At 68.2% G+C, this 20,051-nt stretch carries 21 protein-coding genes; 9 read left to right on the top strand and 12 right to left on the bottom strand.

The window, feature by feature from the left end:
• Positions 1 to 2: 2 nt before the first annotated feature.
• The 5 genes from LRS03_RS20870 to LRS03_RS20850 are packed head-to-tail and all read right to left on the bottom strand — an operon-like array spanning position 3 to position 3,755.
• A complete protein-coding gene (locus LRS03_RS20870; RefSeq protein ID WP_257827865.1) occupies positions 3 to 1,193 on the bottom strand; it encodes a D-alanyl-D-alanine carboxypeptidase family protein in 1,191 nt (396 codons plus the stop codon).
• A gap of 48 nt (positions 1,194 to 1,241) precedes the next feature.
• The gene (locus LRS03_RS20865; protein ID WP_257827864.1) at positions 1,242 to 1,853 is read right to left on the bottom strand and encodes an alpha/beta hydrolase; all 612 of its coding nucleotides are present in this window, start codon (positions 1,851 to 1,853) and stop codon (positions 1,242 to 1,244) included.
• Positions 1,850 to 2,176, bottom strand: coding sequence for a (2Fe-2S) ferredoxin domain-containing protein (locus LRS03_RS20860; RefSeq protein WP_257827863.1), 327 nt, complete (start codon positions 2,174 to 2,176; stop codon positions 1,850 to 1,852). Before LRS03_RS20860 ends, LRS03_RS20865 begins: the two co-directional genes overlap by 4 nt.
• 8 nt (positions 2,177 to 2,184) lie before the next feature.
• Positions 2,185 to 3,303, bottom strand: a complete 1,119-nt coding sequence (locus LRS03_RS20855) for a VanZ family protein (RefSeq protein WP_257827862.1) — start codon at positions 3,301 to 3,303, stop codon at positions 2,185 to 2,187.
• Between the two features lie 32 nt (positions 3,304 to 3,335).
• A complete protein-coding gene (locus tag LRS03_RS20850) occupies positions 3,336 to 3,755 on the bottom strand; it encodes a CopD family protein (RefSeq protein ID WP_257827861.1) in 420 nt (139 codons plus the stop codon).
• A gap of 362 nt (positions 3,756 to 4,117) precedes the next feature.
• Between LRS03_RS20850 and hemB the strand changes: the two genes are divergently transcribed.
• Together hemB and LRS03_RS20840 are read left to right on the top strand one after the other, a co-directional pair.
• A complete protein-coding gene (gene hemB, locus LRS03_RS20845; protein ID WP_257827860.1) occupies positions 4,118 to 5,125 on the top strand; it encodes a porphobilinogen synthase in 1,008 nt (335 codons plus the stop codon).
• Between the two features lie 17 nt (positions 5,126 to 5,142).
• Positions 5,143 to 6,252 (top strand): magnesium transporter CorA family protein, encoded by a 1,110-nt coding sequence (locus tag LRS03_RS20840; protein ID WP_257827858.1) that lies wholly within the window; start codon positions 5,143 to 5,145, stop codon positions 6,250 to 6,252.
• A gap of 7 nt (positions 6,253 to 6,259) precedes the next feature.
• On the opposite strand, the gene ybeY is transcribed toward LRS03_RS20840, so the two are convergent.
• Both ybeY and LRS03_RS20830 read right to left on the bottom strand, forming a co-directional pair.
• Positions 6,260 to 6,703 (bottom strand): rRNA maturation RNase YbeY, encoded by a 444-nt coding sequence (ybeY, locus tag LRS03_RS20835; RefSeq protein WP_257827857.1) that lies wholly within the window; start codon positions 6,701 to 6,703, stop codon positions 6,260 to 6,262.
• Positions 6,703 to 7,692: a PhoH family protein gene (locus LRS03_RS20830; RefSeq protein WP_257827856.1), complete on the bottom strand. Its 990-nt coding sequence runs from the start codon at positions 7,690 to 7,692 to the stop codon at positions 6,703 to 6,705. The genes ybeY and LRS03_RS20830 overlap by 1 nt, the downstream gene beginning before the upstream one ends.
• Before the next feature lie 165 nt (positions 7,693 to 7,857).
• On the opposite strand from LRS03_RS20830, the gene LRS03_RS20825 reads away from it, so the two are divergent.
• The 5 genes from LRS03_RS20825 (at position 7,858) to LRS03_RS20805 (ending at position 12,650) form a co-directional block, all read left to right on the top strand.
• On the top strand, positions 7,858 to 9,750 hold the full coding sequence (locus LRS03_RS20825; protein ID WP_257827855.1) for a sensor histidine kinase: 1,893 nt from the start codon (positions 7,858 to 7,860) through the stop codon (positions 9,748 to 9,750).
• Between the two features lie 80 nt (positions 9,751 to 9,830).
• Positions 9,831 to 10,481, top strand: coding sequence for a response regulator (locus LRS03_RS20820; RefSeq protein WP_257827854.1), 651 nt, complete (start codon positions 9,831 to 9,833; stop codon positions 10,479 to 10,481).
• Positions 10,482 to 10,492: 11 nt separating this feature from the next.
• Positions 10,493 to 11,065 (top strand): Holliday junction branch migration protein RuvA, encoded by a 573-nt coding sequence (ruvA, locus tag LRS03_RS20815; RefSeq protein WP_257827853.1) that lies wholly within the window; start codon positions 10,493 to 10,495, stop codon positions 11,063 to 11,065.
• Between the two features lie 133 nt (positions 11,066 to 11,198).
• Positions 11,199 to 11,690 (top strand): DUF8082 domain-containing protein, encoded by a 492-nt coding sequence (locus LRS03_RS20810; protein WP_257827852.1) that lies wholly within the window; start codon positions 11,199 to 11,201, stop codon positions 11,688 to 11,690.
• Positions 11,691 to 11,777: 87 nt separating this feature from the next.
• Positions 11,778 to 12,650, top strand: coding sequence for a Tll0287-like domain-containing protein (locus LRS03_RS20805; RefSeq protein WP_257827851.1), 873 nt, complete (start codon positions 11,778 to 11,780; stop codon positions 12,648 to 12,650).
• A gap of 3 nt (positions 12,651 to 12,653) precedes the next feature.
• On the opposite strand, the gene LRS03_RS20800 is transcribed toward LRS03_RS20805, so the two are convergent.
• The 3 genes from LRS03_RS20800 to LRS03_RS20790 all read right to left on the bottom strand — a co-directional run bounded on the left by LRS03_RS20800 (position 12,654) and on the right by LRS03_RS20790 (position 15,813).
• On the bottom strand, positions 12,654 to 13,121 hold the full coding sequence (locus tag LRS03_RS20800; RefSeq protein WP_257827850.1) for a copper chaperone PCu(A)C: 468 nt from the start codon (positions 13,119 to 13,121) through the stop codon (positions 12,654 to 12,656).
• Positions 13,122 to 13,150: 29 nt separating this feature from the next.
• Positions 13,151 to 15,334, bottom strand: coding sequence for a TonB-dependent receptor (locus LRS03_RS20795; RefSeq protein ID WP_257827849.1), 2,184 nt, complete (start codon positions 15,332 to 15,334; stop codon positions 13,151 to 13,153).
• Between the two features lie 86 nt (positions 15,335 to 15,420).
• Entirely contained in the window at positions 15,421 to 15,813 is a 393-nt protein-coding gene (locus LRS03_RS20790; RefSeq protein ID WP_257827848.1) for a DUF2946 family protein, read from the bottom strand.
• 64 nt (positions 15,814 to 15,877) lie between these two features.
• Here LRS03_RS20790 and ruvB point away from each other — a divergent pair, with 64 nt between their 5' ends.
• Complete coding sequence (gene ruvB / locus LRS03_RS20785) at positions 15,878 to 16,933, top strand: Holliday junction branch migration DNA helicase RuvB (protein ID WP_257827847.1); 1,056 nt, start codon at positions 15,878 to 15,880, stop codon at positions 16,931 to 16,933.
• Between the two features lie 4 nt (positions 16,934 to 16,937).
• On the opposite strand, the gene LRS03_RS20780 is transcribed toward ruvB, so the two are convergent.
• Together LRS03_RS20780 and LRS03_RS20775 are read right to left on the bottom strand one after the other, a co-directional pair.
• A complete protein-coding gene (locus tag LRS03_RS20780; protein ID WP_257827846.1) occupies positions 16,938 to 17,876 on the bottom strand; it encodes a tripartite tricarboxylate transporter substrate binding protein in 939 nt (312 codons plus the stop codon).
• Positions 17,877 to 17,884: 8 nt separating this feature from the next.
• Positions 17,885 to 18,796: a LysR family transcriptional regulator gene (locus tag LRS03_RS20775; RefSeq protein WP_257827845.1), complete on the bottom strand. Its 912-nt coding sequence runs from the start codon at positions 18,794 to 18,796 to the stop codon at positions 17,885 to 17,887.
• A gap of 187 nt (positions 18,797 to 18,983) precedes the next feature.
• On the opposite strand from LRS03_RS20775, the gene LRS03_RS20770 reads away from it, so the two are divergent.
• On the top strand, positions 18,984 to 20,048 hold the full coding sequence (locus LRS03_RS20770; protein WP_257827844.1) for a porin: 1,065 nt from the start codon (positions 18,984 to 18,986) through the stop codon (positions 20,046 to 20,048).
• The last annotated feature ends 3 nt before the right edge of the window (positions 20,049 to 20,051 follow it).

Genomic DNA, 20,051 nt, shown 5'->3' with positions numbered 1-20,051 from the left:
GGTTACTTGATCCACAGCCGGACCGCATCCCATGCCCGACCCAGCAGCCCGGCTTGGTCGACGGCGTTCAGCACCACCAGCGGCCGCTCGGCCACCACGGCACCGGCCGGGGTCGTGACCCGAAGCGTGCCCACCCGCTGGCCTTGGGCGAGCGGGGCCACGAGGGGATCGATGCGCTCGATCTTGGTCTGCAGCTTGCCGCCCTCGCCCTTGGGCACGCTCACGAACACGCCGCCGGTGCTGCCCAGGCGGGCTTCGTTCTGCTTGCCCTTCCACACCGGCACGGTGGCCAGCGCCTTGTCGGCCTCGAAGAGGCGCACGGTGTCGAAGGCCTGGAAGCCCCAGTTGAGCAGCTTCTGGCTCTCGTTGGCCCGGGCTTCCATGGAGGCGGTGCCCATCACCACGCTCAGCAACCGGCGCTTGCCGCCACCGGCGCCGGTGGCGGCGAGGTTGGGGAAGTCGCGCTGCGCCGAGATCACCATGCAGTAGCCGGCGGCTTCGGTGTAGCCGGTCTTCATGCCGTCGACGCTCGGGTCACGCAGCAGCAGCACGTTGCGGTTGTTCTCGTTGGTGGTGGGCGAACCCTCGAAGCGGTACTTCTTGATCGAGTACAGCGGGTAATGCTCGGGGAAGTCTCGAATGATGTGCGAGGCGATCACCGCCATGTCGCGCGCCGTGCTCTTGTGGCCGGCCTCGGTGAGGCCGGGCGCGTTCTTGAAGGTGGTGTTCTTGAGGCCCCAGGCCTGGGCCTGGCGGTTCATCATCGCCACGAAGTTCTCGACCGAGCCGCCCACGCCTTCGGCGAGCACCACGGCCGCGTCATTGCCCGAGTTGACGATCAGCCCGCGCAGCAGGTCGGCCACCTTCGGCTGGCTGCGCGGCTCGATGAACATCAGCGAGCCGCCGCCCTTGCGCTCTTGCCACGCACGCACCGACACCGGCAGCACCTGCTCCAGCGTGAGCTTGTGTTCGCGCAACGCGGTGAACACGAGGTAGGCCGTCATCAGCTTGGTCAGCGAGGCAGGGTCGGACGATGCATCGGCCTCGCGCTCGGCCAGCGTCTGGCCGGTGGTGATGTCGATCAGGATGTAGCTGCGTGCGGCCACCTCGGGCGGCGTGGGCATCTGGGCCTGGGCCGAAGTGCCGGTGAATGTGCAGGCGAACGCGAACAGAAGAGCAAATAGCTTTTTCATGCAGGAGTTGTTGTGATGTTGAAAGCAAGGGGTGCGCAAGCGAGACTCTTATGAGCCGTGCCGCACCACCAAATTCTTGAGCAGCGTGAGTTGCCCATGAAAAAAATGCCCGGCACCGGGAACGACCACCACCGGCAACGACTGCGGGCGCGCCCAGTCGAGCGTGGCCGAGAGCGGCACCACGTCGTCGGCCTCGCCGTGGATGACGAGCGTGCCTTCAGGGGCCACCGGCACCTGTTGTTTTTGCGTGGACGGGGCGATCAAGGCCAACCACTTCGGCTTGGCCTCGGCCGGCAGGCGATGTGCTGCCTCGGCGGCGACATAACCGCCGAACGAGAAGCCCGCGAGCACGAAGGGCAGCGAGGCATCGCGGTGTGCCGCGATCACGGCCAGGGCATCGTCGACTTCGCCGCGGCCATGGTCCCACTCGCCTTGCGAGCCGCCAACGCCGCGGAAGTTGAAGCGCACCGCGCGGTAGCCCAGTTGCACGAAGGCGCGGGCGAGCGTCTGCGCCACCTTGTTGTCCATCGTGCCGCCATGCAGGGGGTGCGGATGGCACACCACCGCCACGCCGGCCGGCACCGAGGCCGGCTCGTCGATCGCACATTCGATGGCACCGGCGGGGCCGGCGATCGTCACACGCTGCGTCTGCGAGTTCATCGACCGACGGAGTCCGGCAGCATGAGGCGCTCGACCACCACGCCGTTCTTCAGGTGCGATTCGACGATCTCGTCGATGTCGCTCTCGTCGACGTAGGTGTACCAGACGGCCTCGGGGTAGACGACCGCCACGGGCCCACCGGCACAACGGTCCATGCAGCCGGCCTTGTTGACACGCACGCCACCGGGGCCCGCGAGCTTCTCGGCCTTCACGCGCGACTTGCAGTGGTCGAAGCCGGCCTTCGCGTTGTGGTCGGCGCAGCAGTCTTCACCGTTGTCGCGCTGGTTGAGGCAGAAGAAGATGTGGCGTTTGAAATAGGTCATGGCGCATTTTAAGAAGCCTCGTCGCGCGCCACGACACGCGCCAGCAGGTAGATGAGTCCTGCGAAGGGCCACAGCCAGCCCACCCACTGCGCGATGCCATGGAAGCGGATGAAGCGGCCCTGCTCCCAGGCCTGCAGGCTCTGGGCGAAATAAGGATCGGTGGGCGCCTGGTTGACGAGGGCGACCAGCATGGTCAACGCCACCAGGCCCAAGGCGGCCACGCCGCGCGGTGGCGCAAACGCCAGCAGCAAGGCGACCGCGCTCGCCGCCACCAGCGCAGGCAGCACGGCCGGCGTGACCCAGGCCCACGCGTGTTGCGGGCCGAAGCTCATCGCGGTCGACAGCGTGGTCGCCGCCAGGCCGAGGGCCAGCGCGGCCGGCACGTGGGCCAGCCGGCGCCAGCCCGGCCGCATGATGCTGAAGGCCACGAAGGTCGGCGCGAGCACCCCCAGCACGATGGCCAGCCACTCGGAGCCACGCGACAGAGGCGTCAGCAGGTCGTCGGCATCCAGCCCTTCGGTGACCCAGCCGGCCCAGGGCGTCCCGTCGAGCCAGCCGGCGACCGCTTCGCGCAGCCGCATCACGCCCTGTCCCAGGCCGAACGGCACGGCCGTCGGGAAGAGCAGCCCCACCGGCCACAGCAGCAAGAGCGCAATGCCACCCGCGCTGCGGGGCACGAACCAGCGGTCGCGCAACACCTGCCAGCGGTCCACCCCCCCAAGGGCGCGCACCGTGATCGCAATCAGGATCCCGAGCACCACGCCGCAACTGTTCAGCAGCCAGTCGGCCACCGAGGGCACCCGCCGGGGCAGCCAGTTCTGCAGGCTTTCCAGACACAAGGAGAGCAGCGCCCCGGCCAGCACGGTGTTCAGCGCCGACCACCCCACCGACCGGCCGCTGCGCACCTGCGCGCCGAACAGCAGTGCGCCCAAGGGCACGTAGCCGAGCAGGTTGGAGACCACGTCGAACCAGGTCCAGTAGGGCTGCCACGGCATGTTGCCGAACCCGAGCAAGGGCACGCCCGCCGGCTGCTTCCACCCCGTGAAGGGCGACAGGCTGGCATAGACGATCAGCGCCGCATACAGCAATGCCAGCGGCGCGGCGGAGCTGCGATGGCGCGGTGGCATGGGCGTTTCGCGTACCGTTTTGAGCGCACCGTTCAGAACGGCTTGACCACCACCAGCACGACGATCGCGATGAACAGCAACACCGAGACTTCGTTGAAGACGCGGAACCAGCGCTCGCTGCGCGTGTTGCTGAACGATTCAAACTTGCGCAGGAGCGACCGGCAGGCGTGGTGGTAGCCGAGCACCAGCACCACCAAGAAGAGCTTCGCGTGCATCCAGCCGCCGGTCACGCCGAAGCCCAGCCACAACCACAGCCCGAGCGCCAACGCCGGCACCATCAGGAAGCTCGCGAAGCGGTAGAGCTTGCGGGCCATCAGCAGCAGGCGCTCACGCTCTGCATGGCTGTCGGCGGGCACCATGGCCAAGTTGACGAAGATCCTCGGCAAATAGAAAAGCCCGGCGAACCAGCTCGCGACGAAGACGATGTGAAAGGCCTTGACCCACAAGTACATGTCAGCCCCTCGTCGAACGAGTACGTTCGCCGATCCCCCGAGGGGATGCGGGCCGGCTTGGGGCGACCCGACGCTCGGCCCGCCGCAACAATGAAGATGGTTTCATGCGGCGGCATTATGGGACGGCATAAAAAAAGCCCCGGCCATCAGCCGGGGCTCGAAAGCCTCATCGCTGTCATCACGGTAAGGCTCCTGCTCAGGGAGGAAAAGCAGGGGACAACAACCTTGCGGCTATCATCCGAGAGCGACTTTATCAGATGAGAACCGCGTGCGCACCAGCGTGCGACACCGTGAAAACGCGCAAGTGCGAACTACGCCTCGGGCCGCACATCTGACCTCTGACCTTTCGCTGGAACCGCGCCGTGCACACACCCCCGCCCTTCCCCGCCAGCCGGCCACGCCGTCTGCGCCGCGATGAATTCACCCGCGCGCTGGTGCGCGAGCACCACGTGCAGGTGAGCGACCTGATCCTTCCCGTCTTCGTGCTGCCCGGCAAGAACAAGATCCAGAACGTCGACTCCATGCCCGGCGTGCAACGCCTGAGCCTCGACCAGCTGCTGCCGGTGGCCGACGAATGCGTGCGCCTCGGCATTCCGGTGATGGCGCTCTTCCCGGTCATCGACCCGAAGAACAAGAGCGAAGACGGCGCCGAAGCGATCAACCCGCAGGGCCTGGTGCCCAAGGTCGTGCGCGAGCTGAAGAAGCGCTTCCCGGAACTGGGCATCCTGACCGACGTGGCGCTCGACCCCTACACCTCGCACGGGCAGGACGGCGTGCGCGACGCGAGCGGCTACATCCTCAACGACGAGACCGTGAAGATCCTGAGTCAGCAGGCGCTGGTGCAGGCCGAGGCCGGCGTCGACATCGTGGCGCCGAGCGACATGATGGACGGACGCATCGGTGCCATCCGCCAGATGCTCGAAAAACGTGGCCACATGCACACGCGGATCATGGCCTACAGCGCCAAGTACGCGAGCGCCTTCTACGGCCCCTTCCGCGACGCGGTCGGCTCGGCCGGCAACCTCGGCAAGGGGAACAAGAAGGCCTACCAGATGGACCCGGCCAACACCGACGAGGCTTTACGCGAAGTGGCGCTCGACATCGCCGAGGGCGCCGACATGGTGATGGTCAAACCCGGCATGCCCTACCTCGACATCGTGCGCCGCGTCAAAGACGAGTTCCGCGTGCCGACCTTCGCCTACCAGGTGAGCGGCGAGTACGCGATGCTCAAGGCGGCCGCCAACAATGGCTGGCTGGACCACGACGCGGTGATGATGGAAAGCCTGCTTGCCTTCAAGCGCGCCGGCGCCGACGGCGTGCTGACCTATTTCGCGCTCGAAGCGGCGCGCAAGTTGCGCGAGTTGCGCTGACCACGCCGCCAGCCTCGATGCGCATCTTCCACGTCACGCCCGACCAGTTCACCGAGCTGCCCGAGCTGCCCGAGCAGATGCCGGCGAACGGGTACCTCTGGATCGGCAGCGCCCGCCGCGAGTTCGAGGTGGCGACCGTGCCACTGCAGGCGGCGCTGCAGCGCCTGACGGGCGCGCAGCTGGTCGACCTGCACATCTCCGACCTGCTGAACAACCAGCTGCCCTCGCACTTCGACTACACCTCGGCCTACGACCTGCTCGTGTTCCGGCGTCTGGCCGCCGGCAGCGGCAGCAACACCCTGTTCCTCGACGACGCGCAAGGCACGCTCTCCACCGCCAAGCGGGCACTGGAAGCCATCGACACCAGCCCCGTCGGCTTCGCCGTCTTCGACCGGCTGCTGCTCACGGTGCACCCGACCGACTGTCCGGTGCGCGAATTCTTCGCAACCCGCCTGCCGCAGATGATCCAGAGTGCCGAGCAGCGCACCGGCGCCCCGTCGCGCCTGCCGCCGAGCCCCGACGACCTGATGCTGCGCATGGTCAACCACATGGTCGACGGCTACCTGGAGCTGCGGCGCCTGCTCACCAGGCAGCTTGGCTACCTGCAGCAGGAGCTCTTCAACCCGCGCAGCCATTTCGACGGCTGGCAAGTGCTGCTCGACTCGCGCAACGCGCTGCACCTGCTGGAAGACACCTGTGAAGACCAGCGCAGCGCGATCGTCGAATGGATCGACGCGCTCGACGAGTGGCCGACCGAACACGACGCGCAGACGATGCGCGAGCGCGAGTTGCTGCGCCTGCGCTCGCGCGACGTGCTGGAACACATCGAACGGGTGCTGAGCCATGTGCGGCGGCTGGAGTCATCGGCCGAGACCGCGGTGCAGATGCATTTCTCGGCACAGAGCAACCGCACCAACGACATCATGCGCACGCTGACGGTGCTGACCGCCATCTTCATGCCGCTGAACCTCATCACCGGTTTCTTCGGCATGAACTTCGACGGCCTGCCGCTGATCCACGCCGAAACCGGCGTGTGGGTCGCGAGCATCACGATGTTGATCGTCGGCGGCGGGCTGGGACTCTTCTTCTGGCGCAAGCGCTACCTGAGCACGTCGCACAAACGCTGAGTAAAACTCAACGCGCGTAGGGATCGGCGTAGCCCAGCCCGGCCAGGATGGCCGTCTCCAGCGCCTCCATCTCGCGCGCTTCGTCGTCGTCTTCGTGGTCATGCCCCTGGGCATGCAAGGTGCCATGCACCAAGAGGTGCGCGTAGTGCGCCTCCAGCGTGATCTTCTGCTGCTTGGCCTCGGCTGCCACCACCGGCGCACACAGGATCAGGTCGGCGTGGACGACGGGTTCGTGCGCGTAGTCGAAGGTCAGCACGTTGGTCGCGTAGTCCTTGCCGCGAAAGTCGCGGTTGAGGGCCTGGCCCTCCTCGGCGCCGACGATGCGAACCGTGATCTCGCCGGGCGCCTCCAGCGCCGCACGGATCCAGCGGACCACCTTGTGGCGTGGCAGGTGGGCACGGTGCGAGGCGTCGGCGAATTGCAGCGACAGGGTCAGGGCCGGCCGCGCCATCAGCTGCGCTCCGGCGCGGCGTCGTAGGCTTCGACGATGCGCGCCACCAGCGGGTGGCGCACCACGTCCGCGGCGGTGAAGCGGGTCATCGCGATGCCGCTCACCCGCCGGAGCACCCTTTCGGCATCGATCAGGCCGCTGTCGGTGCCGCGGGGCAGGTCGATCTGGCTCACGTCGCCCGTCACCACGCATTTGCTGCCGAAGCCGATGCGCGTGAGGAACATCTTCATCTGCTCACGCGTGGTGTTCTGCGCTTCGTCGAGGATGACGAACGCATGGTTGAGCGTGCGCCCTCGCATGAAGGCGAGCGGTGCGATCTCGATGTTGCCCTTCTCGAAGGCCTTGCCGACACGCTCGAAGCCCATCAGGTCGTAGAGCGCGTCGTAGAGCGGGCGCAGGTAGGGATCCACCTTCTGCGCCAGGTCGCCGGGCAGGAAGCCCAGGCGCTCGCCGGCCTCCACCGCCGGGCGGGTCAGGATGATGCGCTGCACGCTGCTGCGCTCCAGAGCGTCGACCGCGCAGGCCACGGCAAGGAAGGTCTTGCCGGTGCCGGCAGGGCCGATGCCGAAGGTGATGTCGTGCGTGAGGATGTTGTTGAGGTAAAGATGCTGGTTGGTCGTGCGGCCGGCGAGGTCGGCATGGCGGGTGCGCAGCACGATGTCGTCGCCTTCCCCTTCGCGGGCCGCACCGGCCTCGCGTGGAGCGGCGCTGCGCTTGCGGCCACGCGGCGCGTCGGCCAGCGCCTCCACCAGCGCGAGCTGGAACGCCTCGGCCTGAATCGGCTTGCGCGCGCGGTCGTAGAGCGTCTGCAGCAAGGCGGCCGCGCGCTCGGCATCGGCCTTGGCCCCTTCGATGCGGAACGATTCGTTGCGCCGCGAGATGGTCACGTCGAATGCCGCCTCGATGTTGCGCAGGTGCTCGTCGAGGCTGCCGCACAAATGGGCCAGGCGAATGTTGTCGAGCGGAATGAAGGCGTGGCGAAGGATCAAGCGTGAACCTCTAAGGAAACGCCGGGCCGCCCCAAGTTCCTTGACCCCCTTGGGGGGCGGGCTGGGCGCAGCCCGGCACTGGGGGCGCTCTGAAGCAAAACGCGATTGTCGCCCCGGGCGCCTGGCCATGCCACGCCAGGAGACCCTCCTGCACAATCGGCGCCCATGCGCGACCGTCCCCCTCTCGTCACCGCTTCGGCCTGCCATCGGCCCCTCTCGTGGATGCGCCTGTGGGTGCTGCTGTGGCTCACGCTGGCGTCCTGGCCGGTTGCGGCCGCACCCGCCGACGGCAAGGTGATCGTGCTGCAGCAGGCAGTCGCGGCCCCGGGTGCGGGCGATCAGTTCCCGGTCGAGCAGACGGCACGCCCCGTCACCCTGCCCGACGACTGGTGGCGCAGCCGGCCGCGCGAAGACGGCCCGGTCTGGTACCGCCTGCGCTTCGACGCCCCCGAAGCGGCCGGTAACCCCGAGCACCTGCTGGCCGCCTACATCGAGCGGGTGTGCAGCAACGCCGAGGTGCGGCTCAACGGTTTCCTCGTGCACAGCGGCGGGCGCATGAGCGAGCCGCTGACGCGCAACTGCGCCTACCCGCAGCTGATGACGCTGCCGGCCAGCCTCTTGAAGCCCGAGGGCAACACGCTCGACGTGAAGGTGCAGGGCTACGCAGTGCAGAAGGTGTCGTCGCGCCAGCGCTCGGGCGGCCTGTCGGCCATCAAGGTCGGGCCGCAGGCGCTGCTGGCGCACGAGCAGGCGTCGCAGACCTTCTGGAACGTGACCGCCGTCAAGCTGCTCGCGGTGGCGACCACCGTGCTGGCGGCCTTCCTCCTCTTCCTGCGCGCGGTCAACCCCAAGGAGGCCCACCTCGGCTACCTGGGCTTGCTGATTCTCGGCTGGAACGTGCTCGGGTTGCGCAGCTGGTGGGCCGACATTCCGCTCGACACCTACACCGTCGAGCTGCTGAGCTGCGTGGGTTTTGCCATCGTCACCGGGTTCACGGTGCAGTTCCTGCTGAGCTACAGCGCCCTGCGCTCGCGCATGATCGAAGCGGGCCTGCTCGCGCAGTGCCTGATGGTGCCGCTGACGCTGGTGCTGGCCGGGCCGCAGCGCCTCTTCAACCTGAGCAGTGCGTGGTACCTGCTGATGGTGCTGGAGGTGGTGGCCATGATGGTGCTCTACCTCTACACCGAGCGACGCGCACGGCGGCGCACCTTCTGGCCGATGGCCGCCATGATGACGGTGCTGGTGGTGCTGGTGGCGATGGAACGCGCCGCGCAGTTCGACTGGATGCCACGAGTGAACCTGCTCAACTTCGCGCTGCCGGTCATCTTCTTCGTCATCGCCTCGCGGCAGTTCAAGGTGTTCGGCCTGGCGCTGCGTTCGGCGGAAGCGGCGCGCAACTCGCTGGAGCGCCGCATTGCCGAGGCCACCGCCGAGATGGAACGCAACTACGTGCAGATGGCCGAGCTGCGCGTCGAGCAGGTCACCGAGAAGGAGCGCAAGCGCATCGCCGGCGACCTGCACGACGACCTGGGGGCCAAGCTGCTGACCATCGTGCACACCAGCGAGTCCGAGCGCATCTCATCGCTCGCCCGCGAGGCGCTGGAAGAGATGCGCCTGTCGGTGCGCGGCCTCACCGGCAAGCCGCTGCCGGTGGCCGATGCCCTGGCCGACTGGCGCGCCGAGACGGTGTCGCGCCTGGGCCAGGCCGGCATCGAGGTCGACTGGCGCAGCCCGACCGAAGACGTGACCCAGCTGCTGTCGGCACGCGCCTTCGTGCAGACGACGCGCATCCTGCGCGAAGCGGTGAGCAACGTCATCAAGCACAGCGGCGCCTCGCACTGCAAGGTGCGCTGCACCCTCGGCCAGCAGGACTTCGTGCTGGTGGTGCAGGACAACGGCAAGGGCATCCCGATGGAGCTCGACGGCAAGCTCGACCGCGGCCACGGCATGGCCAGCATGAAGCACCGCGCCAAGCAGATGCAGGGCCAGTGCCTGGTGGAGTCGGGCCCCGGCTACGGAACCGTGATCCGGCTCACGCTTCCGCTGGGTACGGCTTGAGATTGGGCGCCGCGAGGCGTCTTGCAGAACGCCCGGACTGTTAGGATGCACTTCGGTTCGTCACCCTGCGAGTTGCTGCCATGAACAAGATCCTGTTGTTGGAAGACCTTCCCGAAATTCGCAGCTGGCTCAAGGCGCTGGCCTTGCAGGTGTTCCCCCAGGCCCAGGTGTTCGAGGCGGCCCGTGTGCACGACGCGCTGGCGCTGATCACCGCCGAGCGCTTCGAAATCGCCCTGATCGATCTCGGGCTGCCCGACGGCTCCGGCGTCGACGTGGTGGCCGCGCTGCAGAAAGCCCAGCCCGAAGCGCAATCGGTCGTGGTCACCATCCACGACGACGACCACCTCTTCCCCGCGCTCCAGGCCGGCGCCTTCGGCTACTTGCTCAAGGAGCAGCCCCGCGAGCACTTCGTCGAGCAGCTGCAGCGCATCAGCCAGGGCGAGCCGCCGCTGTCGCCCTCGATCGCGCGCCGGGTGATCGCGTATTTCGCTGCACAGAACAAGCCGCAGGAACGCCCGCAGAACCTGCCGCATGTGCAGCTCACCGACCGAGAGAACGAAGTGCTGCTGTGGGTGGCCAAGGGCTTCACGCTGCCCGAGATCGGCGTCCAGCTGAACCTCTCCCGCCACACGATCGCCGACTACGTGAAGCAGATCTACCGAAAGCTCAACGTCAGCTCGCGGGCCGAGGCCGCGCTGGAAGCCCAGCGCCTGGGCCTCTTCCGTCGCTGAGCGGCCAATCGATGATCGGTCGCCTCACCGGCCTGCTCGCAGAAAAGAACCCGCCGCAACTGCTCGTGGACGTGGGCGGCGTCGGCTACGAGGTCGACGTGCCGATGAGCACGTTCTACAACCTGCCGGCACTCGGCGAGCGGGTCTCGCTGCTCACGCACTTCGTGGTGCGCGAGGACGCACAGGTGCTGTTCGGCTTCCTCACCGGCGAAGAGCGCGCAACCTTCCGCCAGCTCGTGAAGATCTCGGGCATCGGGCCGCGCGCGGCCTTGTCGATCCTCTCGGGACTCAGCGTGGGCGAGCTGGCGCAGGCGGTGTCGATGCAGGAAAGCGGCCGCCTCATCAAGGTGCCCGGCATCGGCAAGAAGACAGCCGAACGCCTGCTGCTCGAATTGAAGGGCAAGCTCGGGCCCGACCTCGCCGTGCCGGCAAGCGTGACCAACGACGCGCAGGCCGACATCCTGCAAGCGCTGGTCGCCCTCGGCTACAGCGACCGCGAAGCCGCGCTCGCGCTCAAGAACCTGCCACCGGAGGTGGGCGTGAGCGACGGCATCAAGCTCGCGTTGAAGGCCTTGGCCAAGTAGCGCTCGCACAGCGCCGCGCCATGCAAACATTGCTTACAACTTGCATTGGTTCACGGGGTCGGGTCTGCAAATGCCCGCGTCGTGGTCAGGGTCGACGAATAAAATTCGCCGGCTCTTTGCAGCGTCGCTGTTCATGTCCGACCTGATCAACCCTCGTCTCTTCGCTCGCGTCGAGCGTTCCCTGCGCAAGCGGCTGAACGTCAACGTGATGCCTCATCTGAAACGTTGCGCTGCGCATGCGAAGAGCGAGGACGACTTCATGGCCGCGGCCGGCCGCATGCTGATCAACCCGCAGGAGCGGCAGGAGTGGCTGGCCTCTTGGGCGTCGCGTCGCCACAACGAAGGGGCCGACACGACACCGGCCGACCTGGACACCACCACCCCCTCGTCGCTCGATGCCCCGCTGCAGCGCACCTTCCGCATCACGCCCCAACAGCGTGAGCGCGTGCGCGAGGCGCTGGCCCACGAACTCGGGCCCATCGCCGACCTGTTGCTCGACAACGAAGCCCAGCGCGCCGAGTCCGTGACCGAATTGCTGCAGCGCCTGGAGTCGCACCTGGAAAGCGACGAACAGCGCGCACGTTTCCGCCAGTCCACGCTATCTTCCCGTTCGCACGACGCCTGAGTCGTGCTCCCTGGCAGTTGGTTGTGAAGCGCCTGCGGTGCCTGCCGCGGCGGAGACTCGAATTCGTTTGACTTTCCGAGACCTTCCATGAACCTGAAACTCAGATTCAACCTGGTGTTCACGCTGCTGTTCGTCATCGCGCTCGCCGTGGCCGGCGGCACGGTGTACCGCCTGGTGCAGGCTAACGCGAGTGCCGAGGTGGTGCGCGACGCGCAACGCCTGATGGACGTGGCGGTCGCGGTACGCGGTTACACCGTCGACAACATCAAGCCACACCTCGACCCGCTGCTCGACCGCCACTTCCTGCCCGAGACGGTGCCCGCCTTCGCCGCCACCGAAACGCTCGCGCGCCTGGCGGCCAAGCAGCCCGGCTACAGCTACAAGGAAGCCACGCTCAACCCCACCAACCCCCGCGACAAGCCCACCGAGTGGGAGCGCCAGATCGTCGACCGCTTCCGCGCCGAACCCAAGACCACGGAGCTGTCGGGCGAAGTCGAGACCGGCAAGGGTGAGTTCTTCTATGTGGCGCGCCCGATCCGCATCACCAACCCCGCGTGCCTGGCCTGCCACAGCACGCCGGCGGCAGCGCCACCCAGCCTCATCGCACGCTACGGCGACAAGTCCGGCTTCGGCTGGCAGCTCAATGAGATCGTGGGCGCGCAGATCGTCGCCGTGCCCACCGCCCTGCCGCGCGAAAAAGCCCAGCAGCTCTTCGCCACCTTCACCGGCTCGCTAGTGGCGGTGTTCGTCGCGCTCTTCCTGGTGCTCAACTGGCTGCTGCAGCGGCTCGTGGTCAAGCCGGTGCGCGAAGTGGCGATGGCCGCCCGGCGCGTGAGCCAGGGCGACCTGTCGCTGGCCGAGTTCAGCGAGGAGCGCGCCGACGAGATCGGCACGCTGCAGAAGTCCTTCAACCGCATGCGCCGCAGCTTGGTCAAAGCGATGGGCATGCTGAGGAGCTGAGGCTCAGTGCTTCATGTCGTGGGAGGCCCCGGGGCCTTCCACGTTGACCGTGACGGTCACCTCGCCCGCCTTCTCGAACTTGAGCTTGAGCGGAAACTTGTCGCCCTGCTTGAGCGGCGCCTTCAGGCCCATCAGCATGATGTGCAGGCCACCGGGCTTCAGCTCGACGGCCTTGCCGGCCGGCACTTCGACGGCGGTGACTTCGCGCATGCGCATCACGTCGCCGTCCATCTTCATCTCGTGCAGCTCGACGCTCTTCGAGACATCGGCACTGGCAGACACCAGCTTGTCGCCGGTGGTGCCGGCGTTGCTGACGCTCAGGTACGCACCGCCAGCCGGCTGGCCCGGCACGGTGGCGCGGGCGTAAGGGTGGCCGATCGTCAGCTCGCCGAGCTTGAACGAATGGGCGTGGGCAGCCAGCACGAAGGCGCTCAGAGAAAGCGCAGCCAGCAGTCGGCGGGTGAAGGTCATGTCGGACTCCTTGTGGTTGAGGGAAATGATCACAGGTCGAACTTGAGTTCGGCGTGGAAGCTGCGCTGCGTGTAGGGGTGGAAGGCCCAGTAGCGCTCGTTGTTCAGGTTGTCGATGCCGAAGGCGGCCGACCACTGTTTGTCGAATCGGTAGACGAGGCGCATGTCGGCCACCAGGAACGAGCTGACGCCGGTGTAGGTGCGGCCGATGGGGTCGCTGTTGTCGAGCGTGCCGTACTGTTGGCCGCTGTAGCGCACACCGAGACTTGCGTGCCAGTGCTCGTCGACCTTGTAGCTGGCGAGCAGCGTGGCGCGCCAGCGCGGCACACGGGGTTGCCACTTGCCGACGCTCGCCGGGAACTTGTCGTTCTTCACGATGATGGAATCGGCATAGGTGAGGCTGGCGTTGAGGTCGAGCCCACGCACCATCGCGTGAGGCCACTGCAACGCGACTTCCAGGCCCCGGGTGCGGATCGTGTCGACGTTCTGCACGCCGGTGACCACCGGTGTGACCGTCACGTTGGTCTGCGAATAGAGCGCGTCCTGCGTGCGCTCGGCGAAGAAGGTCGTGCGCACCAGGCCCGCGCCCACGCTGCGCTCGGCCGTCAGCTCGCCGGTCCACGAGGCTTCAGGGCGCAGCGTCGGATCGCCCTGTGTGCCCGCAGCCGCCACTTGGTACAGCTCCACCACCGTGGGTGCGCGCACCGCGCGGCCGAGCGAGGCCTTCAGCATCCACGCATCGTCCAGCGCGTGCGAGACCGCGAGCTTGGGCGAGAACCAGGTTTCGCGCCGGGCAGGCTGGGTCGCAACAGGAGGCTGCGCATCCCATCGCTCCAACCGAGCGCCCAAGACGGCCCGCCAATCCGACGAGATGTGCCAGGCGTCCTGCATCCACAGGCTGTGCAACGAAGCATCCCCCGCCGTCGCCTGCGTGCGCAGCTTGAAGGCGTCGCGTTGCAGGCCGGCTTCGGCGGTGTGCATCGTGCCGGCCGGCCGCCAGACGCCCTTCACGGCCAGCGTGTTCCAGCCGGTGCCTTTCATGTCGGTGAGGCCAGTGACCGAATTGCGCAGCTCGTCTTGCCGGTAGGCGTAGTCGCTGGCAGTAGCTTCCCAATCCCATTCGCCACGGGTCTGGCTCTTGAGGGTCAGGCCCTGCGCCAGGTGCTCGAGCTGCGCGTGGCTGCTGGCGAAGTCGGCGGGGTTCAGGGTGTAGACACGCCCGTCGATGTTGACGGTGATGGGGCCGGTGGCCGGGGTGGGCTGCACCGTGTTGCCCGCGGCATCGCGCAGGTAGCTGTTGACCGTGCGCTCCGTTTCGTTGCGCCAGAGGCCCACGGTGTAGGTCGCCCGCAGCGAAGGCGACAGGTCGTAGGCCAGCTTCAATTTGGCGTGGTCCTGCACGGTGTGGCTGCGGCCGGTGTCGCCCAAGATCCACCAGTCCTGCATCGACGGGTTGCGGTCAGCCACCGCGCCGGTGACAGGAGTGCCGCCCGTGCCCACCGTGCCTTGCGCCACACGCCGGTTCGCAAACGTGATCGGCTGCCCTTCGCTGTCGAGCCGGCTCAGGTTCACCCACCACGACAAGCCTCCCTCGCGGCTGCCCAGCGCGGCGCTGCCCGACTGACCGCCAAAGCGATCGTGGGTGCCGTACTGCTGGTAGCGTTGCGAGTACCCCTGCAGCTTCACATGGGCCTCGAAGGCCTGGGGCATGCGCGTCACGTAGTCGACCACCGCACCGACCGAATTGCCCGGGTAGGCCGCCGAGAACGGGCCGTACAGCACGTCGACACGATCGATCTCCTCCGGCGTCACCAGCCCCCAGCGCGGCGTGTAGCTCGCGCCGTTGCCGAGCAGGTTGGACAGCAGGATGCCGTCGGCATAGACCAGCGAGCGTGCGCTGTTGCCGGTGCCCGAGGCGCGGCTGGCGAGCACCGCGTGGTCGTGGTCGCCGATGTAGCGCTTGCGCACGTTGAGGCTCGGGAAGTACTTCAACGCGTCTTCCGAATCGGTCGCATTGATGCTGCGGGCGATCTGCGCGGCGTCGATGCTCTCGGTGGTGGTGGGAATTTCGAGCGGTAGCGTCGCCGGCCGGCTGCCGACGATGGTGACGCGGTCGAGTTCGGTGACCGTCGGCGCGGGCGTGGGCGTTTGCGCGCCGGCTAGGCCGGGCAGCGCTGTGGCGACGGCCAGCATCGCCAAGGTGTGCTTCTTCATGAAGAGGGACAGACCTCTGGCGAGATCGCCAGGCCCAGGCAGGACTCAGGGCGCCGGCACGGTGGCCGACGACGGCAAGGGAACGCTCAGGCGAGCGCGGGGGGACCTTGCTTGAGTTGCGCCCGCCAGCGCGCGCTGGCGTCGGGAGCCGTTGCAGCCTGCGCCGCGGGCAGCAGGTGTGGCGTGCCCGGCGCCACGGCCGGCACCGGCGAGGCAGGCTGCGGCGCGGCCAGCGCCACCACTGCGCTCAGCGCACAGTGGTCGCCCGCATGCGTGGCCTGGTGGTCGGGCGCAGGCTCGCCATCGAGCACGATGGTCTTCACGCCATACACCGTGCAGACCTCGACCAGCGCCTTGCCCTGTGCCTCGGCCGACGCGCTCGCCAGCAGCGGCACCGCCGCCTTCAGCAGCAGCGCGCAGGCGAAGAGCCACAAGGCAAATCGCGAGCGGATCAGCGCTGACGGGGGACGGCGAGACATGGGCCGCGATTGTGCCAGCCCACCTGCCAGACCCTGCCGGCGAGGCCGCTGCACAATGCGCGGCATGAGCATTCAGACCGATGATTTCGCCCCGGCGCGGCGGGTCGTGAGCGCGGCGCCCGCCTCGCCCAACGAAGAGGCGATCGAGCGCGCCTTGCGCCCCAAGGGCCTGGCCGAATACGTGGGCCAGGCCAAGGCGCGCGAGCAGCTCGAGATCTTCATCGGCGCGGCCAAGAAACGGCAGGAAGCACTCGACCACGTGCTGCTCTTCGGCCCGCCGGGCCTGGGCAAGACCACGCTCTCGCACATCATCGCGAACGAACTCGGCGTCAACCTGCGCCAGACCTCCGGCCCGGTGCTCGAGAAGCCGAAGGACCTGGCCGCCATCCTCACCAACCTCGAGCGCAACGACGTGCTCTTCATCGACGAGATCCACCGGCTGAGCCCGGTCGTCGAAGAGATCCTCTACCCGGCGCTGGAGGACTACCAGATCGACATCATGATCGGCGAGGGCCCCGCCGCGCGCTCGATCAAGCTCGACCTGCAGCCTTTCACGCTGGTCGGTGCCACCACGCGCGCCGGCATGCTGACCAACCCGCTGCGCGACCGCTTCGGCATCGTGGCGCGGCTCGAGTTCTACAGCGCCGAAGAACTCGCGCGCATCGTGCACCGCTCGGCCGGCCTGCTCGACGTGCCGGCCGACACCGAAGGCGCCTTCGAGATCGCGCGCCGCTCGCGCGGCACGCCGCGCATCGCCAACCGCCTCCTGCGCCGCGTGCGCGACTACGCCGACGTGAAGGGCGATGGGCGCATCACCAAGCCGCTGGCCGACAAGGCGCTGGCGATGCTCGACGTCGATCCACAGGGCTTCGACGTGATGGACCGCAAGCTGCTCGAAGCGGTGATCCACCGCTTCGACGGCGGCCCGGTCGGCCTCGACAACGTGGCCGCCGCCATCGGCGAAGAGGCCGGCACCATCGAAGACGTGATCGAGCCGTATCTCATCCAGCAGGGCTTCCTGCAGCGCACGCCACGCGGGCGGGTGGCCACGCTCGCGGCGTACCGGCACCTGGGGGTCGCACCGCCCAAGACTGCGAACGACCTGTTCGACGGCGCCTGAGCACCTACCAGCGGCAGGGGGTGCCGAGCGCCATCTCGGCGCAGATCGCCGCTTCGAAGTCTTCGACGCTGCCGCCCGCCATCTCGTTGTGGCCGGCGCGCAGGCGCGCCTGCAGCGCCGGTGTCTGCAATGCGCGGTTGACCTGCGCGTTCAACGCGCTGCGCAGCGCACGTGGTGTGCCGCCGGGTGCAAAGAGGCCGAAACGCGACACGAGGTTGGCCTTCGGCACCCCCAGCTCGGCCAGCGTGGGTACCTGAGCCAGCGCCGCCAGACGCTGCGGCGCCCCGACCGCCAGCGCCTTCAATCGCCCGTGCGCCACATGCTGCAGCTGCGCCGGCGCGACGTTGGTCGACATCAGCTCGAACTGGCCGCCCAGGCCGTCGACCAGGCTCTGCCCGCCACCCTTGTAGGGGATGTGCACGAGGTCCAGGCCGAGCGTCGTGGCCACCGCCTCGAGCACCCGATGGCCGGTCGTGCCGACACCGGTGGTCGCCCAGCGCAAGGCCCCGGGGCGCGCGCGGGCCAGGTCAACCATCTGCGCAAAGCTGCCCGCCCCGAGCACCGGCGTGCCGGCCACGAGCGTGGCGGTGTGCATCACCGCCGCCACCGGGGCGATGTCGCGCAGCGGGTCGTAGCGCACCAGGCCCTGCCGCGGCAGCGCCGTGAGCGGCGACAGCGCCGAGAACACCAGCACACGCCCATCGGCCGGTGCACGCGCCAGCATCTCCATCGCGATGCCACCGCCACCACCGGGCCGGTTCTCCACCCGCACCGGCTGGCCCCTCTCGGCGGCCAGGCGCTCGGTCAGGAGGCGCGCGATCTCGTCGCTCACGCCGCCGGTGGGGTAGGCGACGACGATGCGCAAAGGTGTCTCGGCCGCACGAACACCAACGGCCGCGAGGGCCGCGCCGGCACCGAGCAGCCGCCGCCGTGTGAGCTGCACGGGGCCCCTCAGGCCGCTTGCGCGAGCCGGTGGGCGAGGCGCACGAAGGTGGCGGTCACGCCGGTCGTGTCGTCTTCGCGGTAGACGAGCGTGAGCGGCGCTTCCAGCCCGGCGCTCGACGCGAGCGGGCGATAGGCCACGGTGGCGGCCGGCGCACGCTGCATCGACGCCGGCACCACCGACAGGCCCACACCGCCGGCGACGAGGCTCAGGCTGGTCGTCATGCGCTCCACTTCATCGACCACCCGCGGGCGCACGTCGGCCTGCGCGCACCGGTCGAGCAGGTCGGCGTAGAGGCCGGGCGCCCCGGGCCGGCGCACGAGGATCATGTTCTGCTCGTGCAGGTCTTGCAGGCGGATCGCATGGCGACCGGTGGGCCGGCGCGACGCGAGCGGGTGGTCGACCGGCAGCGCGACGACGGTGGGCTCGCGCGCCAAGGTCTCGAACACCAGGCCGGGCGGGCGCGACACCACCGCGCGGATGATCCCGCAGTGCAGCTTCGAGGCCGCCACCGCTTCGGTGACGCCGGCCGCATTCGCTTCGCTCAGCGCCATCTCGATCGCCGGGTGTTCGAGCCTCAGGGTGCGGATCACGCTCGACGTGAGGGCATGCACCGCGGCCGAGGTGGTCACGCCGAGGTGCAGCACGCCACGCATGCCGGCGGTGATCTTGGCCACACGCTGCGCCATCGCATCGAAGGCTTCGAGCGCACGCCGCGCTTCGCACAGCACCTCGTGGCCGACCGGCGTGAGCGACACACCCTTGGGGTGGCGCACGAAGAGCGTCATCCCGAGCTGCCGCTCCAGTGACTTGATCTGCTGGCTGAGCGGCGGCTGCTGCATGCCGAGCAGCGCAGCCGCACGCGTGAGGTGCCCGGTGTCGGCGACGGTCACGAAGTAGCGCAGCTGCCGGATGTCCATGGCGCAGTCTGGCACCGCTCCCGGTCCGCGGCATCTGAGGTTTCCACAAGGGGCACGCCATATGGAAATCGTATGGAGACGGCCCTCGTAACGTCTTTGACCCTGCAGGGGCGCGTCCGTAAGGTGCCGCCCGAGCCCCCAGACCCCCTGGCCGGGCTCCGACGACAAACGACACCTGGAGACGTTCATGCTTTCGCTTCGCCCCGCCGCTGCTGCCACGCTTTGCCTCTTCGCCCTGCCCGCCGCCCATGCCCAAGTCACCGTCTTCGGCGTGCTCGACCTCGCGGTGAACCTCACCCGCGCCGACGGCGCCTCGTCGATCTGGAAGCTCGAAGGCGACGGCAACACCTCCAGCCGCCTCGGCTTTCGCGGCAGCGAAGACCTCGGCGGCGGGCTGAAAGCCAATTTCTGGATCGAGACCGCGATCAACCCCGACGTGGGCACGAGCGGCGCCACCAGCACCAACAACAAGGACTCGGTGAACACCGGCGGCCTGACCTGGGGCCGCCGCTCCACGGTCGGCCTGTCGGGCGCCTTCGGCGAACTGCGACTGGGCCGCGACTACGTGCCGAGCTTTTCCAACCTGACCACCTCGATGCACCCCTTCGGCACCAACGGCGTGGGCAGCTCAGGCCACCTCTTCTACCAGGTCAACACCGGCGGCACCACGGCGCGCACCAACGTGCGCGCGAGCAACTCCATCGGCTACCACCTGCCGGACAACGCGCTCGGCCTCTACGGCAACCTGATGGTGGCCACCGGCGAGCAGACGCCCGACACCACCACCGAGAAAGACGGCAACCACCTCGGCGTGCGCCTGGGCTGGCGCGGCGGCCCGGTCAACCTGGCGGTGGCACGCGGCAAGACGAACTACGCCACCGGCAACTTCGTCCAGACCAACGCCGGCCTCAACGTCAAGCTCGGGCCGGCCAAGCTGATGTCGCTTTGGGGCGAGAACAAGGTGGGTGTCACCTCCACGCGCATCTGGATGCTCGGCACGCAGGTCGGTGTGGGCGACAGCGGTGAGGTGCGCCTGGCCTATTCGCAGCTCAAGGCCCGGGGCGTGGCCAACGACGCGGCGCACCTCGCGCTCGGCTACGTGCACGACCTCTCCAAGCGCACTTCGCTCTATGCCACCGTGGCGCGCATCGACAACAAGGGCAGCGGCACCCGCTTCAACCCCGGCACCGCGACCACGCAGCCGGGCGGCAACGCCGACGGTGCGGAAGTCGGCCTCAAGCACTCGTTCTGAAAG

Origin of the sequence: Rhizobacter sp. J219 (assembly GCF_024700055.1) — a bacterium.
GTDB lineage: Bacteria > Pseudomonadota > Gammaproteobacteria > Burkholderiales > Burkholderiaceae_C > Rhizobacter.
The sequence above is the reverse complement of the archived record's forward strand: the minus strand, read 5'-3'. Positions and strand labels throughout refer to the sequence as shown.

Coding starts and splice junctions, on each gene's coding strand:
- LRS03_RS20870 (WP_257827865.1), bottom strand. CDS start 1,193: ATGAAAAAGCTATTTGCTCTTCTGTTCGCGTTCGCCTGCACATTCACC.
- LRS03_RS20865 (WP_257827864.1), bottom strand. CDS start 1,853: ATGAACTCGCAGACGCAGCGTGTGACGATCGCCGGCCCCGCCGGTGCC.
- LRS03_RS20860 (WP_257827863.1), bottom strand. CDS start 2,176: ATGACCTATTTCAAACGCCACATCTTCTTCTGCCTCAACCAGCGCGAC.
- LRS03_RS20855 (WP_257827862.1), bottom strand. CDS start 3,303: ATGCCACCGCGCCATCGCAGCTCCGCCGCGCCGCTGGCATTGCTGTAT.
- LRS03_RS20850 (WP_257827861.1), bottom strand. CDS start 3,755: ATGTACTTGTGGGTCAAGGCCTTTCACATCGTCTTCGTCGCGAGCTGG.
- LRS03_RS20840 (WP_257827858.1), top strand. CDS start 5,143: ATGCGCATCTTCCACGTCACGCCCGACCAGTTCACCGAGCTGCCCGAG.
- ybeY (WP_257827857.1), bottom strand. CDS start 6,703: ATGGCGCGGCCGGCCCTGACCCTGTCGCTGCAATTCGCCGACGCCTCG.
- LRS03_RS20825 (WP_257827855.1), top strand. CDS start 7,858: ATGCGCGACCGTCCCCCTCTCGTCACCGCTTCGGCCTGCCATCGGCCC.
- LRS03_RS20820 (WP_257827854.1), top strand. CDS start 9,831: ATGAACAAGATCCTGTTGTTGGAAGACCTTCCCGAAATTCGCAGCTGG.
- ruvA (WP_257827853.1), top strand. CDS start 10,493: ATGATCGGTCGCCTCACCGGCCTGCTCGCAGAAAAGAACCCGCCGCAA.
- LRS03_RS20810 (WP_257827852.1), top strand. CDS start 11,199: ATGTCCGACCTGATCAACCCTCGTCTCTTCGCTCGCGTCGAGCGTTCC.
- LRS03_RS20805 (WP_257827851.1), top strand. CDS start 11,778: ATGAACCTGAAACTCAGATTCAACCTGGTGTTCACGCTGCTGTTCGTC.
- LRS03_RS20800 (WP_257827850.1), bottom strand. CDS start 13,121: ATGACCTTCACCCGCCGACTGCTGGCTGCGCTTTCTCTGAGCGCCTTC.
- LRS03_RS20795 (WP_257827849.1), bottom strand. CDS start 15,334: ATGAAGAAGCACACCTTGGCGATGCTGGCCGTCGCCACAGCGCTGCCC.
- LRS03_RS20790 (WP_257827848.1), bottom strand. CDS start 15,813: ATGTCTCGCCGTCCCCCGTCAGCGCTGATCCGCTCGCGATTTGCCTTG.
- ruvB (WP_257827847.1), top strand. CDS start 15,878: ATGAGCATTCAGACCGATGATTTCGCCCCGGCGCGGCGGGTCGTGAGC.
- LRS03_RS20775 (WP_257827845.1), bottom strand. CDS start 18,796: ATGGACATCCGGCAGCTGCGCTACTTCGTGACCGTCGCCGACACCGGG.
- LRS03_RS20770 (WP_257827844.1), top strand. CDS start 18,984: ATGCTTTCGCTTCGCCCCGCCGCTGCTGCCACGCTTTGCCTCTTCGCC.